The 14,033-nt window shown below is 71.8% G+C and carries 12 protein-coding genes; 3 read left to right on the top strand and 9 right to left on the bottom strand.

The genetic code is table 11. The features are described 5' to 3' along the window. Positions 1 to 22: 22 nt before the first annotated feature. Positions 23 to 514 carry an NUDIX domain-containing protein gene (locus tag AC068D_RS01810; protein WP_478820925.1) on the top strand — a complete coding sequence of 164 codons (492 nt, stop codon included), beginning with the start codon at positions 23 to 25 and terminating at the stop codon, positions 512 to 514. 420 nt (positions 515 to 934) lie between these two features. Then, complete coding sequence (locus AC068D_RS01805; protein WP_478820924.1) at positions 935 to 1,657, top strand: SIR2 family NAD-dependent protein deacylase; 723 nt, start codon at positions 935 to 937, stop codon at positions 1,655 to 1,657. A gap of 9 nt (positions 1,658 to 1,666) precedes the next feature. Here the strand turns inward: AC068D_RS01805 and AC068D_RS01800 are convergent, their stop codons facing one another. The 4 genes from AC068D_RS01800 to AC068D_RS01785 all read right to left on the bottom strand — a co-directional run bounded on the left by AC068D_RS01800 (position 1,667) and on the right by AC068D_RS01785 (position 5,886). Further along, positions 1,667 to 2,161 carry a methylated-DNA--[protein]-cysteine S-methyltransferase gene (locus tag AC068D_RS01800; protein WP_478821382.1) on the bottom strand — a complete coding sequence of 165 codons (495 nt, stop codon included), beginning with the start codon at positions 2,159 to 2,161 and terminating at the stop codon, positions 1,667 to 1,669. A 24-nt stretch (positions 2,162 to 2,185) separates the two neighbouring features. After that, positions 2,186 to 3,661, bottom strand: coding sequence for a DNA-3-methyladenine glycosylase 2 family protein (locus tag AC068D_RS01795; RefSeq protein WP_478821381.1), 1,476 nt, complete (start codon positions 3,659 to 3,661; stop codon positions 2,186 to 2,188). 242 nt (positions 3,662 to 3,903) lie between these two features. Next, entirely contained in the window at positions 3,904 to 4,419 is a 516-nt protein-coding gene (locus tag AC068D_RS01790; protein ID WP_478820923.1) for an O-acetyl-ADP-ribose deacetylase, read from the bottom strand. Positions 4,420 to 4,470: 51 nt separating this feature from the next. Then, positions 4,471 to 5,886, bottom strand: a complete 1,416-nt coding sequence (locus AC068D_RS01785) for a phytoene desaturase family protein (RefSeq protein WP_478820922.1) — start codon at positions 5,884 to 5,886, stop codon at positions 4,471 to 4,473. A gap of 86 nt (positions 5,887 to 5,972) precedes the next feature. Between AC068D_RS01785 and AC068D_RS01780 the strand changes: the two genes are divergently transcribed. Further along, complete coding sequence (locus AC068D_RS01780; protein WP_478820921.1) at positions 5,973 to 6,767, top strand: nucleotidyltransferase domain-containing protein; 795 nt, start codon at positions 5,973 to 5,975, stop codon at positions 6,765 to 6,767. A gap of 20 nt (positions 6,768 to 6,787) precedes the next feature. Here AC068D_RS01780 and AC068D_RS01775 read toward each other — a convergent pair whose 3' ends face one another. The 5 genes from AC068D_RS01775 to AC068D_RS01755 all read right to left on the bottom strand — a co-directional run bounded on the left by AC068D_RS01775 (position 6,788) and on the right by AC068D_RS01755 (position 13,888). Further along, positions 6,788 to 7,666 carry an inositol monophosphatase family protein gene (locus tag AC068D_RS01775; RefSeq protein WP_478820920.1) on the bottom strand — a complete coding sequence of 293 codons (879 nt, stop codon included), beginning with the start codon at positions 7,664 to 7,666 and terminating at the stop codon, positions 6,788 to 6,790. A 416-nt stretch (positions 7,667 to 8,082) separates the two neighbouring features. Next, positions 8,083 to 9,264: a serine hydrolase domain-containing protein gene (locus AC068D_RS01770; RefSeq protein WP_478820919.1), complete on the bottom strand. Its 1,182-nt coding sequence runs from the start codon at positions 9,262 to 9,264 to the stop codon at positions 8,083 to 8,085. Positions 9,265 to 9,434: 170 nt separating this feature from the next. After that, a complete protein-coding gene (locus AC068D_RS01765; protein WP_478820918.1) occupies positions 9,435 to 11,096 on the bottom strand; it encodes an FAD-binding oxidoreductase in 1,662 nt (553 codons plus the stop codon). A gap of 71 nt (positions 11,097 to 11,167) precedes the next feature. Next, positions 11,168 to 12,469, bottom strand: coding sequence for a threonine--tRNA ligase (thrS, locus tag AC068D_RS01760; protein ID WP_478820917.1), 1,302 nt, complete (start codon positions 12,467 to 12,469; stop codon positions 11,168 to 11,170). A gap of 165 nt (positions 12,470 to 12,634) precedes the next feature. Next, entirely contained in the window at positions 12,635 to 13,888 is a 1,254-nt protein-coding gene (locus tag AC068D_RS01755; protein WP_478820916.1) for a serine hydrolase domain-containing protein, read from the bottom strand. Between the last annotated feature and the right edge of the window lie 145 nt (positions 13,889 to 14,033).

The following is a 14,033-nucleotide window of genomic DNA, read 5'->3' as shown; positions in this document are numbered from 1 at the left end:
GCCCGGCCGTTACGCTGCACAGGTGACCACCTCCGACTACGCCGCATACCTCGCCGGGCTCCCGCGCATCCTCTCCGGCGCCGCCACACTCTTCCGCGACACCGGGGGCCGGGTCCTTCTCGTCGAGCCCAACTACCGGGAGGGCTGGGCACTTCCGGGCGGAACCATCGAGTCCGACACGGGCGAGACCCCGCGTGAGGCGGCCCGGCGCGAGACCCTCGAGGAGATCGGTCTGGACGTCGCATCGGGACGGCTGCTCGCCATCGACTGGGTGCGGGATCCGGCCAGACCCCCGCTCATCGCCTATGTGTTTGACGGCGGGACGCTGACCGACGCGCAGTTCACGGCGATCCGGCTGCAGGAGGAGGAGTTGGTGTCGTGGAAGCTGGTCGCGCGCGACGAGATCACGACGTATCTGCTGGGCTCGCTGGGCCATCGTGTCCTGGCCGCGCTCGACGCGCTCACGGCGGGCACGGGCCCGGTGGATCTGGTGGAGGGACGCCCGGCCGGCTGATCAGTCGGGGCTGACATCGGCCGTGTACTGCGCCGGACCCCTCGTCGGAACCGTCTCCCACGCCCTCGATCTGCGGGCGTAGGGCGCCTCCGCGCACAGCGCATGCCCGCCTGCCCGCCCGGACCTGTCCCGGTCGTCGCTGCTCCTGCCGGATCCGGCCGCCCTGGCACTCCTGCTCCTGCGGCGCCGGGCCGGCCTCGCCCTTCTCGGCGCCATGGCGGTCACCGACCCGGCCGCGAACCGGTATGCCGTGACGGGCTGCTCGACAGCGGCTCCGGCGCCCGGCCGGGGCTGCAGCGGCTCACCGCCTGCGCCCCCTGTTCATGTGGGTGACCGTGCCCTGTACGTGGCGCGGGCCGGCGTGCGCGACCCCGGGTAATCCGGTCGCCGCCGTACCGGTGTCGTGCGTACGCTCACCGCATGACTCTCGTCGCGATTCTCAGCGGCGCCGGTATTTCCACCGACTCCGGCATTCCCGACTACCGTGGACCCAACGGTCTGTGGCGACGCGATCCGGAGGCCGAGAAACTCGTCACCTACGACTACTACATGGCTGATCCGCAGATCCGGCGCCGCTCGTGGCGCATGCGGAGCGACAGCCCGACGCTGCGGGCAGAGCCGAACGGCGCGCACCGGGCGGTGGCCGAGCTGGAGCGTGCGGACAACGGGGTCGCGGTACGAGTGATCACGCAGAACGTCGACGGGCTGCATCAGCGGGCCGGACTGCCCGAGCGCAAGGTCATCGAACTGCATGGCACCGCACGGCAGGTGGAGTGCACCCGCTGCCATGTGCGCTCGCCGATGGCGGATGCGCTCGTGCGGGTCGCGGACGGCGAGGAGGACCCGCCCTGCCGGGTCTGCGGCGGGATCCTGAAGTCGGCGACGGTGATGTTCGGGCAGCGGCTCGACCCGGTCGTGCTGGGTGAGGCGATGGGGATCGCGAAGGCCTGTGAGGTCTTCATCGCCGTCGGCACGAGCCTCCAGGTCCAGCCTGCCGCATCACTCGCCGGGATCGCGGCGGAGCACGGCGCCCGGTTGATCGTTGTGAACGCGGAACCGACCCCGTACGACGAACTCGCCGCGGAGATCGTGCGCGAACCCATCGGCACGGCGCTGCCCGCCCTGCTGAAGCGGCTGCACTGAGCACCCGCGTCAGAACAGCACGCCCTCCGGCGCGCCGTTCTCGAACGCCAGCAGCCGCTGCTTGCGGTCGAGCCCGCCGCCGTAGCCGATGAGGCTCCCCGAGGAGCCGATCACCCGGTGACAGGGCACGATGATGCCGATCGGGTTCTTGCCGTTGGCGAGGCCGACGGCACGGGAGGCGCCGGACCTGCCGAGTGCGCCGGCCAGGTCGCCGTAGGTGCGTGTTTCGCCGTACGGAATCAGACGGAGCTGTTCCCAGACGCTGCGCTGGAACGGTGTGCCGGCCAGGTGCAGCGGCAGGTCGAACTCCTTCAGCTCGCCCGCGAAATACGCGTCGAGCTGGCGGATCGCTTCCCCGAAGGGGCGGGGGTCGTGGTCGCCGAAGGTCTCCTCGGCCGGCCTGTGGCGCTGCTCGGTCATGTAGAGGCCGCTGAGGACGGAGTCCGTCGCGACGAGCGTCAGCGGGCCGTACGGACTGTCGACGACGGTGTGGGCTCGGGTCATGGCCACGGTCATGGTTCGGGGTCCTCAGACGGGGAGACGGTTGACGGGGTGGTCGCCGGTGGCCCAGAGGTACTGGACGGCGTAGGCACGCCAGGGCCGCCAGGCCGCGGCGCGGGACGTGAGGGCCGCCGGCGTCGAGGGCAGGCCGAGCTCGCGGGCGGCGTGGCGGATCCCGAGGTCCGTGGGGAGAAAGGCGTCGGGGTCACCGAGCGCGCGCATCGCGATGACCTCGACGGTCCACGGGCCGAACCCTGGCAGCGCAGCGAGCCGGGCGCGGGCCTCGTCCCAGTCGGTGCCGGGGCCGAGCCGCAGGGTGCCGTCGGCGAGGGCACCGATCAGTGTGGTGAGGGTGGTGCGGCGGCTGCGGGGAAAGGCGAGGGACTCCGGGTCGAGTCCGGCCAGTGCTCCGGGAGCGGGGAAGACGTGGGTGAGTCCGCCTTCGGAATCGGCGATCGGTGTGCCGTGTGCGGTGACCAGCCGGGCCGCATGGGTGCGGGCCGCGGCGGTGGAGACCTGCTGGCCGAGCACGGCCCGTACGGCGAACTCCGCCGCGTCGACCGTCCGCGGTACACGTCGGCCCGGCGCCTTGTCGACGAGCGGCGCCAGCAGCGGATCGGTGCGCAGCTGGTCGTCGACGGCGACCGGGTCGGCGTCGAGATCGAGCATGCGGCGGCACAGGCTGATGGCGAGGGTGAGGTCGCGCGGGTCGGTGAGGGAGAGCTTGCAGGCGATGTGGCCGGGGCGCGGTGCCAGGGCCACGATGCCGTGTCCGTGCGGCAGCCCGAGCGTGCGGCGGTACGCGCCGTCCCGCCACTCCTCCACACCGGGCACCGCGGTCGCGGCGAGGTGTCCGAAGAGATTGTCGGGGTTGAGCGGCTCGCGGTACGGAAGCCGCAGCACGAGCACGCCCGGCGTCGCCTGATGCTCCTCGCGGTGGCGACCGGCGCGGGTGCGCAGCTCGCTCGGGGAGAGCGCGAACACCTCACGGACGGTGTCGTTGAAGGTGCGGATGGAGGAGAATCCGGCGGCGAAGGCGACCTCGGCCATGGGGAGCGCGGTCGTCTCGATGAGCAGTCGCGCCGTCTGCGCACGCTGTGCCCGGGCCAGGGCGAGCGGTCCGGCTCCGACCTCGGCGAGCAGCTGGCGCTCGATCTGCCGGGTGGAGTAGCCGAGCCGGGCGGCGAGCCCGGGGACGCCCTCACGGTCGACGACTCCGTCCTGGATCAGCCTCATGGCTCGCGCGACGGCGTCGGCACGGGCGTTCCACTCCGGGGAGCCGGGGCTGGTGTCGGGCCTGCAGCGCTTGCACGCCCGGAAACCCGCCTGCTGGCAGGCGGCCGCGCTGGGGTAGAACGTCATGTTCTCGGCCTTGGGCGGTACGACCGGGCAGCTGGGTCGACAGTAGATCCGGGTTGTCAGGACGGCGGTGAAGAACCAGCCGTCGAAGCGTGCGTCCTTCGACCGGACGGCCCGTACGCAGCGCTCGGTGTCGGTGTGCATGGCGGGGTGCATGGCTCAAGCATCGGGCACGGGCGCGGGTCCGGCTGGCGAGAATGCGACATCAGCTTTCCGCTGCCTGGGCAGCCTTGATTTGCCCTGTGCCTGTTCGCCGAGAGGCGGGATCGTCCATCGGCCGGGCGGGTTCCCGGACCGCGACCGGGTGCCGGGCCGGGGCAGCTCCTCCCGGTGACGCGTCGAGGGACCGGAAGGGGCGTGACGGGCAGCGTGCAGCACCGGGGCGATCAGTCCAGCTGCGCCGCGAACGCCGTGTACGCCTGCTCGTCGAACAGAACGAAGCGGACCGCCTCCACCGATGTCTCCGCGTTCCGCACCGTCTCCACCGCGATCCGGGCCCCGTCGTCCATCGGCCAGCCGTAGATGCCCGTGGAGATCGCGGGGAAGGCGACGGATCGGGCGCCCAACTCGGCGGCGACACGCAGTGATTCGCGGTAGCACGAGGCGAGGAGCTCGGAACGGTCCTCGGTGCTGCTGTGCACGGGCCCCACGGTGTGGACGACCCACTGGGCATGCAGTCTGCCCGCCGCGGTGGCGACGGCCTGTCCGGTCGGCAGGCCCTTGCCGTACTGCGAGGCCCGCAGCCTGCGGCAGTCGTCGAGGATCTCGGGCCCGCCCCGCCGGTGGATCGCGCCGTCGACCCCGCCACCGCCGAGGAGCGAGGAGTTCGCAGCGTTGACGATGACGTCCACGTGCTGCTCGGTGATGTCACCACGGACGAGGGTGATGGCGGGGCTGCTCATACCTCCATCATCGCGCGGACACCGCGGCGCGCTGATCGTCCACTGCCGGGATCACCGTCCGCGCAGGTGCCGCCACACCGCCTTCGCGGCATTGTGCCCCGACATGCCGTGCACGCCCGGCCCCGGCGGGGTCGCCGACGAGCAGAGGAAGACCGCCGGGTGCGGTGTCGAGTAGGGGAAGAGCGACAGCTTGGGGCGCAGCAGCAGCTGAAGACCGCTCGCGGCGCCGCAGGCGATGTCCCCTCCCACGTAGTTGGCGTTGCGTGCGGCCAGTCGGGGAGGGCCGGCGGTGGCACGGGCGAGCACACGGTCACGGAAGCCGGGAGCGAAGCGCTCGATCTGGCGTTCGATCGCCTCGGTGAGGTCCCCCTCCCAGCCGTGCGGCGCATGACCGTAGGCCCAGAAGACGTGCTTGCCCGCGGGGGCACGGGAGGGGTCGACGAGGCTGGGCTGCGCGGTGATCAGGAACGGGGTCCGCGGAGCGCGGCCGCCCGACGCCTGGTCGAGCGCCGTGCCGATCTCTCGGGTGCTCGGACCGATCTGCACGGTGCCGGCGCGGCGGGGCGCTTCGGCGGTCCAGGGAACGGGGCCGTCCAGGGCGTAGTCGATCTTGAAGACGCTCGCTCCGTAACGGTAGCCGTCGTAGGCCCGGCCGAGGCCCGCGATCCTGGCGAGCGCGGTCGGGGAGGTGTCGAAGACATAGGCGCGTGCCGGCGGCAGATCGTCGAGACGCTTGATCTCGGCGCCGGTGTGGATCACGCCACCCAGGTCCCTCACGTACGCGGCGAGGGCGTCGGAGATGGACTGGGAACCGCCGCGCGGCATCGGCCAGCCGCCGGCGTGCGCGGCGAGCGCGAAGACGAGGCCGACCGCGCCGGTACCGATGCCGTGGAGCGGGGCGATGACATGTGCGACGAGCCCGGCGAACAGTGCGCGGGCCCGGTCGTCGCGGAACCGCCTCAGCAGCCAGGTGGAGGGCGGCAGACCGTCGAGACCGAAGCGGGCCAGGGTCACCGGGTCACGGGGCAGCGCGGTGAGCGGAAGGGACATGAAGTCCCGCGCGAGCGTGTCCCACTTGCCGAGGTAGGGGGCGACCAGACGGCGGTAGGCCCCCGCGTCCCGGGGGCCGAAGGATGCGGCGGTCTCCGGCACCGAACGGGACAGCACGGCGGCGGTGCCGTCGTCGAACGGGTGGGCCATGGGGAGCGGGGCGTGCAGCCACTCCAGCCCGTACCGGGCGAGCGGCATGGCCTTGAAGGCGGGTGAGCCCGCGCCCAGCGGATGCACGGCGGAGCACGGATCGTGGCGGAAACCGGGGAGAGTGAGTTCCTCGGTCCTGGCTCCGCCGCCCACGGTGTCCAGGGCCTCGAACACCGCGACCGAGAAGCCGCGGCGGGCCAACTCGGCAGCTGCGGTCAGTCCGTTGGGTCCCGCACCCACAACGACGGCATCGAGCATCGACGGCACCTTCGGACTCCTTCGTCAGCCGATGGCCAAGGTGTCCAGCATATTCGGCGGCGCGCTCAACAGGGCCTGGGGTAGCTTCTGCCGCGATGCACGAGGTGATCGAAGCAATGGGGGCGCGGCTTGCGCGCGTGGGGGGCGTGCGTGCCGTCGCCCTGGGCGGCAGCCGGGCCCGCGGGACGCACAGACCGGACTCCGACTGGGACGTGGGAATCTACTACCGGGGTGAGCCGGATGGGGCGGGGCTTGCCGCTCTTGCCGCCGAGGTGACGGGCTCCCCTGTCGAGGTGGCGGGGCCGGGCGGCTGGGGGCCCTGGGTGAACGGCGGCGCCTGGCTGTCGGTGGACGGGGTCAAGGTCGACTGGATCCTGCGGGACCTGGACCGGGTGGAGTCCGTCTGGGCGGACTGCCGCGCGGGCCGCTACCAGGTGGGCGACCAGGCGGGTCACCCGCTGGGCTTCTGGTCCCCCGCCTACGCGGGGGAGGTGGCCCTGTGCCGGGTACTGGCGGACCCGGCCGGCGAGCTGACCGATCTGCGGTCGAGGACGGCCGTGTATCCGGAACCGCTGCGGCGGGCGCTGACCGGGGCGGCGTGGGAGGCGGAGTTCTCGGTGGCAGCGGCGGCCAGGTCCGCGGGCTCGGGCGATGCACTGCACGTCTCGCTGTGCCTCTCCCGCGCCTTCGGCATCCTCGCCCAGTCGCTCCACGCCCACCACGGAGTGTGGCTCCTCAACGAAAAGGGCGCACTGACAGCGGCCTCGTCCCTCCCGTCGGCCCCGCCCGACTTCGCATCCCGTGTCGCGGCGGCGCTTCGCGGACTGGACACGGACGCGGTCGCCGCCGCGGCGGACCTGGTGCGGGAGACCAGGGCGTCCATCGCCTGACGACCCGGGATCCCGTGCCGTCAGACCCCGTCGTAGGACCGGCCGAGCGGCTGTGGCGCAAGGAGGGCGTGCAGACGGCGGGCCGTCGCCGCGTCGCGTGCGGCGGTGAAGGGCAGCGCGTTGGAGCCGGCGATGCGAAAGCGCTCGCCGGTGAAGGTGAGATCGGTGCCGCCCGCCTCACTGACGAGGAGGAGTCCTGCCGCGTGGTCCCAGGCGTTCTCCCACGAGAACGCGACCGCATCGAGCTCACCACGGGCGACCGCGAGATACTCGAGGCCGGCGGAGCCGCAGGGGCGGCCATGGATGCCCTCGGTGAACAGGGCGAGCAGGGCCTGCTTCTCTTCCGGGGTGGTGAAATCGGGGTGGGACATGGCCACTTCGAGGACCGCGCCCGGCTCGGGGGAACCCGCGCGCACCGGCGCCCCGTCCAGCCGCGCACCGTGCCCGCGCACCGCGACCGCCATCTCGTCCAGCGCAGGGGCGTACGTCCAGGACGCCAGCACCTCGCCCTGCAGCGCCAGCGCGACCAGGGTGCAGAAGCCGGGGTCGCCTTGGACGAACTGCCGTGTGCCGTCGACCGGGTCGACGATCCACACCGGTGCGTCGCCGTGCAGTGCGTCGTACACCGCCGGTTCCGCGTGGACCGCCTCCTCGCCCACCACGACCGAGCCCGGCAGCAGTGCGGTGAGGGATGCCGTGAGGTGCTCCTCGGCGCTGCGGTCGGCGACCGTCACCAGATCGTGCGGGCCGTTCTTCTCGACGATCTCGTGCGCGGCGAGCTGCCGGAAGCGCGGCATGATCTCGGCGGCGGCCGCCTTGCGGACCGCCTCCTCGACCAGGGCAAGGTTGCCGGACTCCCAGGGGCTCCCCGTCGTTCCGGACAGAAACTCTTCGGTCATGCGTCCAGCAAAGCACGCCGGACCGACATCCCCGGCGACACCCGGCATCAGGAAGGTGGACACCAGGTATATTTCGGGCAACTTCCACCTGGACGGGACGCCTTGTGCGGCTGATCCGTCGCCTTCTTCCCGGTACGGAAGCGGGCCACGCGGCTCCTGCGCACGGGCGGTGCGCAGGAGCCCGACCCCGCCGTGGACATCCGGTCGTACGCTGATCGGCCACGGGCGACGCTCCGCACGAGGTCAGCGCATGGCATCAGGGACGCAACCCGCAGCGCCGGGGAATCGGGATGCTCGGCTGGGCGTTGCTGGTCCTGCTCGTCGTCGCGCTGTTCACTCCGGGGCCATGCTGACTCATGACCCTGCGCTGCGGCTGCCCGGCGCAGCCGGCCCGTCCCACCCGGGCGCGATCACACTCACGACCGGTGCCCGGCCGGGTCCTGCCCGCCGGCTTCCGGAACCCTGCCGCAGAACTCGGCCTCGATCACGTTGATGTAGAGGGAAGGGTCCACGAGCCAGTCGCCGTTGATGTTGAACGTCAGCTGGTGCTCGCCGTCCACCGTGCCGACCAGCGCGGACAGCGAGCCGTTGGTGCGGCCCGTCTTGCCGACCACACTGATGCCGCAGGTCAGGGTGGCGGTCTCGACCCCGAGCCCGAACCCGAACCCCTCGGTTCCCGGGACGGCCTCGAGCATGTCCTTCATCTGGGCGCGGGGCAGCAGCCGGCCCTGCAGCAGTGCACGGTGGAAGCGGTTCAGGTCGCCCGCGGTGGAGATCAGATCGCCCGATGCGCCGAGCCAGGTCATGTTCTGCTCGGTGGCGTCGTGAATCCTGGCATCTGGTGCCGGGTCGTGGAAGCGGGAGTAACCGACGGGGTGCGGCCTCGGCATCCGTGCCCCGGTCCCGGGGAACGACGTCTCGCGCAGTTTCAGCGGCTTGATGATGCGGCGTCCGGCCTCCTCGGCGTACGGACGTCCCGTCACCTTCTCGATGACCATGCCGGCGAGGACGTAGTTGGTGTTCGAGTAGAACGCCTGCTTGCCCGGCGCGGAGACCGACGGGTACTTCATGGCGATCGACACCAGTTCTTCGGGGGTGTGGGTGTCGTAGCGGTGCTCGGGAAAGCCCTTGCCGACGGCGTTGTGCCGGAATGCGGGGTCGTCGGTGTGATTGGGCAGGCCACTGGTGTGGTTGAGCAGTTGGCGCAGGCTGATGGCGCGACCGTCGTTCCCGTTCCCCCGCACCAGCCCCGGCAGCCACTCGTCCACGGTGTCGTCGAGACTCAGCCTTCCTTCGGCCTCCAGCTGGAGGAGGACGGTCGCGATGAACACCTTGGTGATGCTCGCCGCCCGGAAGTGGTCACCGGCCGAGCGCTCCCGCAGCGTCCTTGTGTCCGCGAGGCCCGCCGAGCCGAACCACGTATGCCCGCCGTCCCGGGCCACGGCCGCCGCGCCGGGCAGTCCGCCGGCTTCCACCAGCTGCCGCAGTGCGGCCTGAGTCGCCCGGTGGCCGCCGCCGGACAGGCGGTCGGAAGGGACTGCCGCCGGTACGCCGCGGGAACCGTCCCCTGCCATGTCCTGCACCGCGTAGGCGGACACGGGGGTGGCAGTGGCGGCTCCCGCGGTGGCGGTCAGGACAAGGGCGGTTAACGCGCTCCGTACTGCACGACGTGGACGTGTCACAAATGGCCTCCGGTCACTCCTGGGGCTGATCGCCCTTTGCCCATGGAGTGACGCCGAACCCGCCCCGGAAGTTGACCGCTGTTGGATCAGAAGGCCTGGGGGTGGCGGAAGAGACGTCCGGGGTCGTAGGAGGCCTTCACCCGGGCCAGACGGCCGGCGTTCGCACCGAAGTAGGCCCGGCGCCAGTCCCGCAGCTTGGGGTCCGTGTAGTTCTGGTACGCCTGGCCGCTCGCCCAGGGCCGCATCGCTCCGTGGGTACCGTCGAGCCATGCCTGGTGCCGGGCCACGGTGGTCGCGGAGGCGTTGTCCGGCCAGGAGACGATGTACTGGGCCAGGAACAGCGCGTTGCGGTGGACGAATGCCGTGTCGGCCGCCCGGACCCGCCCCACCGCGCCGCCCAGCGCGTCCAGGGCTATGCTGCCCGCGCCGCCTCCACCGAGCGCGGAGAGCCGTTCCACCCGGGCGAGCAGCGCCTTGATCCCGTCGGCCGGGATGCTCCGGGTGTAGAAGTCCGAACGTGCTGCGTACGATTCGCGTGCCACCCGGCCCTGAGCGGTCCGGCCCGGCAGGCTGCCCTGCTGATGGGCCTGGGCGATGGTGAAGCCGGACACGCCGCCCATCACCTTCATCGCATCCATGAACGGCCGGGTGCGCACGGACATCGATCGTGCGGGCGCGCCGACGGCGTCGGCGAGGCGGTCGAGGCGGTTCTCGAGGTCGCCACGCCGTCCGAGGGTCAGTCCGCCGACCCGGACCGATCCCGGCCGGCCGCCCACCGGAGCGGACAGGTGGAGGTTCGCCCAGATCTCGTCGGGCGCTGTGGGAGCCCACCGCTGCCACTCGCGAACCACTGCCGCTGCCCGGGCCCACGGCCAGCTGAGGAAGAACGTGGTGCACTGCGGCGCCGCGTGGGTGCGCAGCCGGAGCTCGGTGACCACTCCGAACTGGGCGTTGCCGCCGCCCCGCAGAGCCCAGAACAGATCGGGGTCGTGCCCGGCGTCCACGTTCCGGATGCGGCCGTCCGCGGTGACGATGCGGGCGCCCACGACACTGTCGCTGGTCAGGCCGTAGGCGCGGCTGACCACGCCGATGCCGCCGCCGAGGGCCAGTCCGGAGATACCCACGGTGGGACAGGATCCTGCCGGTACGGTCCGGCCGCGTGCCGTCAACCGGTCGTACACGTCTATCAGTTTGGCCCCGGCGCCGATCGTCGCCGTGTTGCCCGTGAGCGAGACGGCCGCCATCCTCTGGACGTCGACGATCAGGCCGGGCCCGGACGACCAGCCCGTGTACGAGTGCCCTCCGCTGCGCACGGCGACGGGCACGTCGTGCCGGCGGGCGAACGCCAGACAACTGCGGACGTCCTCGGGCCGCGCACAGTACGCGACACCGGCCGGCCGGACTGCGTCGAAACGGGGGTTGAACAGTTTGCGGGCGGCGTCGTAGTCACGGCTGCCGGGCCGTACGAGTGTTCCGTCCAGCTCACCCGCCAGCGCTGCCCAGTCACCGGCTCGGGGCGGCCGGGCGGCCCGGCCCTGTGCGGCGGGGGCCCCGGGTGCGGCGGATGCGCCTGCCGCCCAGGCGGCCGCTCCCACCCCGGCGCCCGCCGCAAATCCCGCGCCGAGCAGTCGGCGGCGGGTGAGGGCCCGGGCAGCCGCGGGCCCCGCCTCCCCTTCCCCGCCGGTCCCGTTCTCCCACCGCGCCGTCTTGCCCATGGCCCCGTCCTCGTTCTCGCCCTTGTCTGGCATCCGGTCGGGAGGATGGTCGGGAAGGGGTGGCGGGTTCCGTGGAAACCGTGTGGACCGTGCGGAGTTGTCCGCTACGAGCCGGTGGCGGCGTCGTCCCACAGGTCGGTGCTGTGGGCATCCACGAGGGCGCCGATGAGCGCGAGCACCTCGTCGGCCGACCGCGGGGCGATCCGGCGTCCGTCCCTGAGCCGCAGGGCGACCTGGTCGCCGGCCGCCTCCCTGGCGCCGATGACGGCCTGGTAGGGCACGAGGCGTGCTTCCCGGATCCGCGCACCCAGGCTGCCTCGTTCCGGCCCGGCGGTCTCCGCCCTCAGTCCGAGTCCGGCACAGCGCCGGACGAGGGCCGCTGCCTGCGGCAGTTCGGTTTCCGAGACCGGGAGGACCATCAGCTGGGTGGGGGCGAGCCAGGCCGGGAAGGCACCTCCGTGCTGTTCGACGAGATGGGCGACGGCCCGCTCCACGCTGCCAATGATGCTGCGGTGGACCATGACGGGCCGGTGTCTGGCTCCGTCCGCGCCGATGTAGTGCAGACCGAACTGTTCGGGCTGGTGGAAGTCGACCTGCACGGTGGACAGGGTGGACTCCCGGCCTGCACTGTCGGTGACCTGGACGTCGATCTTGGGTCCGTAGAACGCGGCCTCGCCCTCGGCCGCCTCGTACGGCAGACCCGAGCGGTCGAGAACCTCGGTCAGCAGGGCGGTGGCCCGTTGCCACTTGTCGGGGGCGGCGACGTACTTCCCGCCGGGGCCCGGAAGGGAGAGCCGGTAGCGGGCCGGGGTGATGGCGAGGGCCCCGTACGCCCGGCGGATCATGTCCAGGGCGGCCTCTGCCTCCTCGGCGACCTGGTCCAGGGTGCAGAAGATGTGTGCGTCGTTGAGCTGGATGGCCCGGACCCGGGTCAGCCCGCCGAGCACGCCCGAGAGTTCGGCACGGAACATGCCGCCCAGCTCGGCCATCCTCAGCGGCAGCTCACGATAGCTGTGCGAGCGGGAGCGGTAGATCAGCGCGTGGTGCGGACACAGGCTCGGCCGCAGCACGACCTGCTCACCGCCCAGGTCCATGGGCGGGAACATGTCCTCGCTGTAGTGGGACCAGTGCCCGGAGATCTCGTACAGCTCCCGTTTGCCGAGCACCGGCGAGTACACGTGCCGGTAGCCCGCACGCCGTTCCGCGGCGCGGATGTACTCCTCCAGGGTGTGCCGCACGGTCGCGCCGTCGGGCAGCCAGTACGGCAGACCGGCGCCGATCAGCGGGTCGGTGTCGAACAGGCCCAGTTCACGGCCGAGTTTGCGGTGGTCGTGCATGGCGCTCTCCTCGCGGAATGCCGGCCGAGTGACCTCCGCCGGCCCTGGGCCGGGGTACCCCCATGGCAAAGCCCCGGGGCCACTCGCCCGGGGCTTCGGATCAGGACGTCTGTCAGCGCGCCGGGACACTCTCCGGCGTCGTCGTCACAAGACCGGCGCGCTTCATGCCGGGAAGGTAGCAGAGGCAAGGGCCGCGTCCACCTGAATTTTTTCCGCGGGTGAGCGCCGCCCTCGTCAGGACGGGGAGGCCGAGGGGGACGCGGGGGCGGGCGGTGCGGGTGGCAGGTCGTAGACGTTGGCAGGAGTCACGATGCCGGTGATGGCCTTGGCGAAGAGCGTGCTGTTCTCGTTGCCCCGGTAGTTGTTGTCGGTATTGCTGAGCACCACCAGCGTCGCCTTCGCCGAGGGCAGGTAGACCACCACCGTCTGATAGCCCGGCAGTGAACCGTTGTGTCCGAGCCAGCCGTGGTTGGTGAAGATACCGAGGCCGTAGGCGGTGCCGGGATAGCCGGTGGGAAGGGTGCGCAGCCGCTGGGCCTGGGTGGCGGGCTCGAGCAGTGTTCCCGTCGCGACGATGTGCGCCCACCGGCGCAGATCGGACAGGTCCGAGATCACCGCTCCGGCGGCCCAGGCCCAGGAGGGGTCCCAGTCCGTCGCATTGGCCTCCTCGCCGTTCAGCGTCTGGTCGGTGTAGCCCTGGGCATGTGGTTCCGGGAACTCGGCCCCGACCGGGAAGAGCGTGTCGTCCAGGCCGCCCGGTTCGAGCACCGCCTGTCTGAGGTAGTCGGCGAGGCTCTTGCCGCTCGCCTTCTCCACGACGAGGCCGAGCAGGATCGTGTTCGTGTTGGAGTACTGAAACTTCTGCCCGGGCGGGAAGCCCGGGGGGTGCGCGAAGGCGTAGGCGAGCAATTGCTGCGGTGTGAACACCCGGTTGGGGTCGGAGAGGAACGCCTTGTCGAATTCGGGGTCATCGGTGTACGAGAACAGCCCGCTGCGCATCTCGGCCAGTTGACGCAAAGTGATCCGGTCGCCCCCGGGGACGTCCGGTACATAGCGGGACACCGGGTCGTCGAGTCCGACCTTCCCCTCGTCCACGAGGCGCAGCAACGCGGTCACGGTGAAGGTCTTCGTCTCGCTGCCGATCCTCATCCGCAGCCCGTCGGACATGGCGGTGCCGTTGCTCTTGTCGGCGACGCCGAAGGAGCGGACGTATTCGCCCTTGCCCGGAATCCACAGCCCCACGATGACGCCCGGGACGCCGGCCTGCTTCATCGTCCGGGTGATGGCCTTGTCGAGCCGTGCCGTCACGGCCGGACTCAGCGCGCGGGCCGAAGCGACCGGGGACGGTGTCCGGGCAGCCGCGGCCCGGGGCACCGCGGCCGGGGACGCGGTGCACGCCGTGGCCGCCAGCAGCCCCACGGCCACGAGTGCCGCCGCCGCGTTCCTGCCCAGTGTTCCGGCCGCCCCGGACAGGGGTCGGCCGTGCATCCGCAACATTCCAGGCGCCTCTTTCGGCCGTGCGGTCGTTGCCACGGCACCACCGGGAGGGGAGCCCGGCCCGGGCGTGCCGATGCACAACGTACGTCGCTCCGCTGCGTCCGTCGGCGAGACCGGGCCCGGCACTGACCCGTTC

Source organism: Streptomyces sp. NPDC043861 (assembly GCF_056435905.1).
Note: the sequence above shows the minus strand (reverse complement) of the source record. Positions and strands in the feature narration are given on the sequence as shown.

Excerpts from the sequence above, each read along its gene's own strand:
- AC068D_RS01800 (WP_478821382.1), bottom strand. The coding sequence starts at position 2,161 with ATGACCCGAGCCCACACCGTCGTCGACAGTCCGTACGGCCCGCTGACG.
- AC068D_RS01790 (WP_478820923.1), bottom strand. The coding sequence starts at position 4,419 with ATGAGCAGCCCCGCCATCACCCTCGTCCGTGGTGACATCACCGAGCAG.
- AC068D_RS01775 (WP_478820920.1), bottom strand. The coding sequence starts at position 7,666 with ATGACCGAAGAGTTTCTGTCCGGAACGACGGGGAGCCCCTGGGAGTCC.
- AC068D_RS01755 (WP_478820916.1), bottom strand. The coding sequence starts at position 13,888 with ATGCACGGCCGACCCCTGTCCGGGGCGGCCGGAACACTGGGCAGGAAC.
- AC068D_RS01795 (WP_478821381.1), bottom strand. The coding sequence starts at position 3,661 with ATGCACACCGACACCGAGCGCTGCGTACGGGCCGTCCGGTCGAAGGAC.
- AC068D_RS01780 (WP_478820921.1), top strand. The coding sequence starts at position 5,973 with ATGCACGAGGTGATCGAAGCAATGGGGGCGCGGCTTGCGCGCGTGGGG.
- AC068D_RS01765 (WP_478820918.1), bottom strand. The coding sequence starts at position 11,096 with ATGCCAGACAAGGGCGAGAACGAGGACGGGGCCATGGGCAAGACGGCG.
- AC068D_RS01805 (WP_478820924.1), top strand. The coding sequence starts at position 935 with ATGACTCTCGTCGCGATTCTCAGCGGCGCCGGTATTTCCACCGACTCC.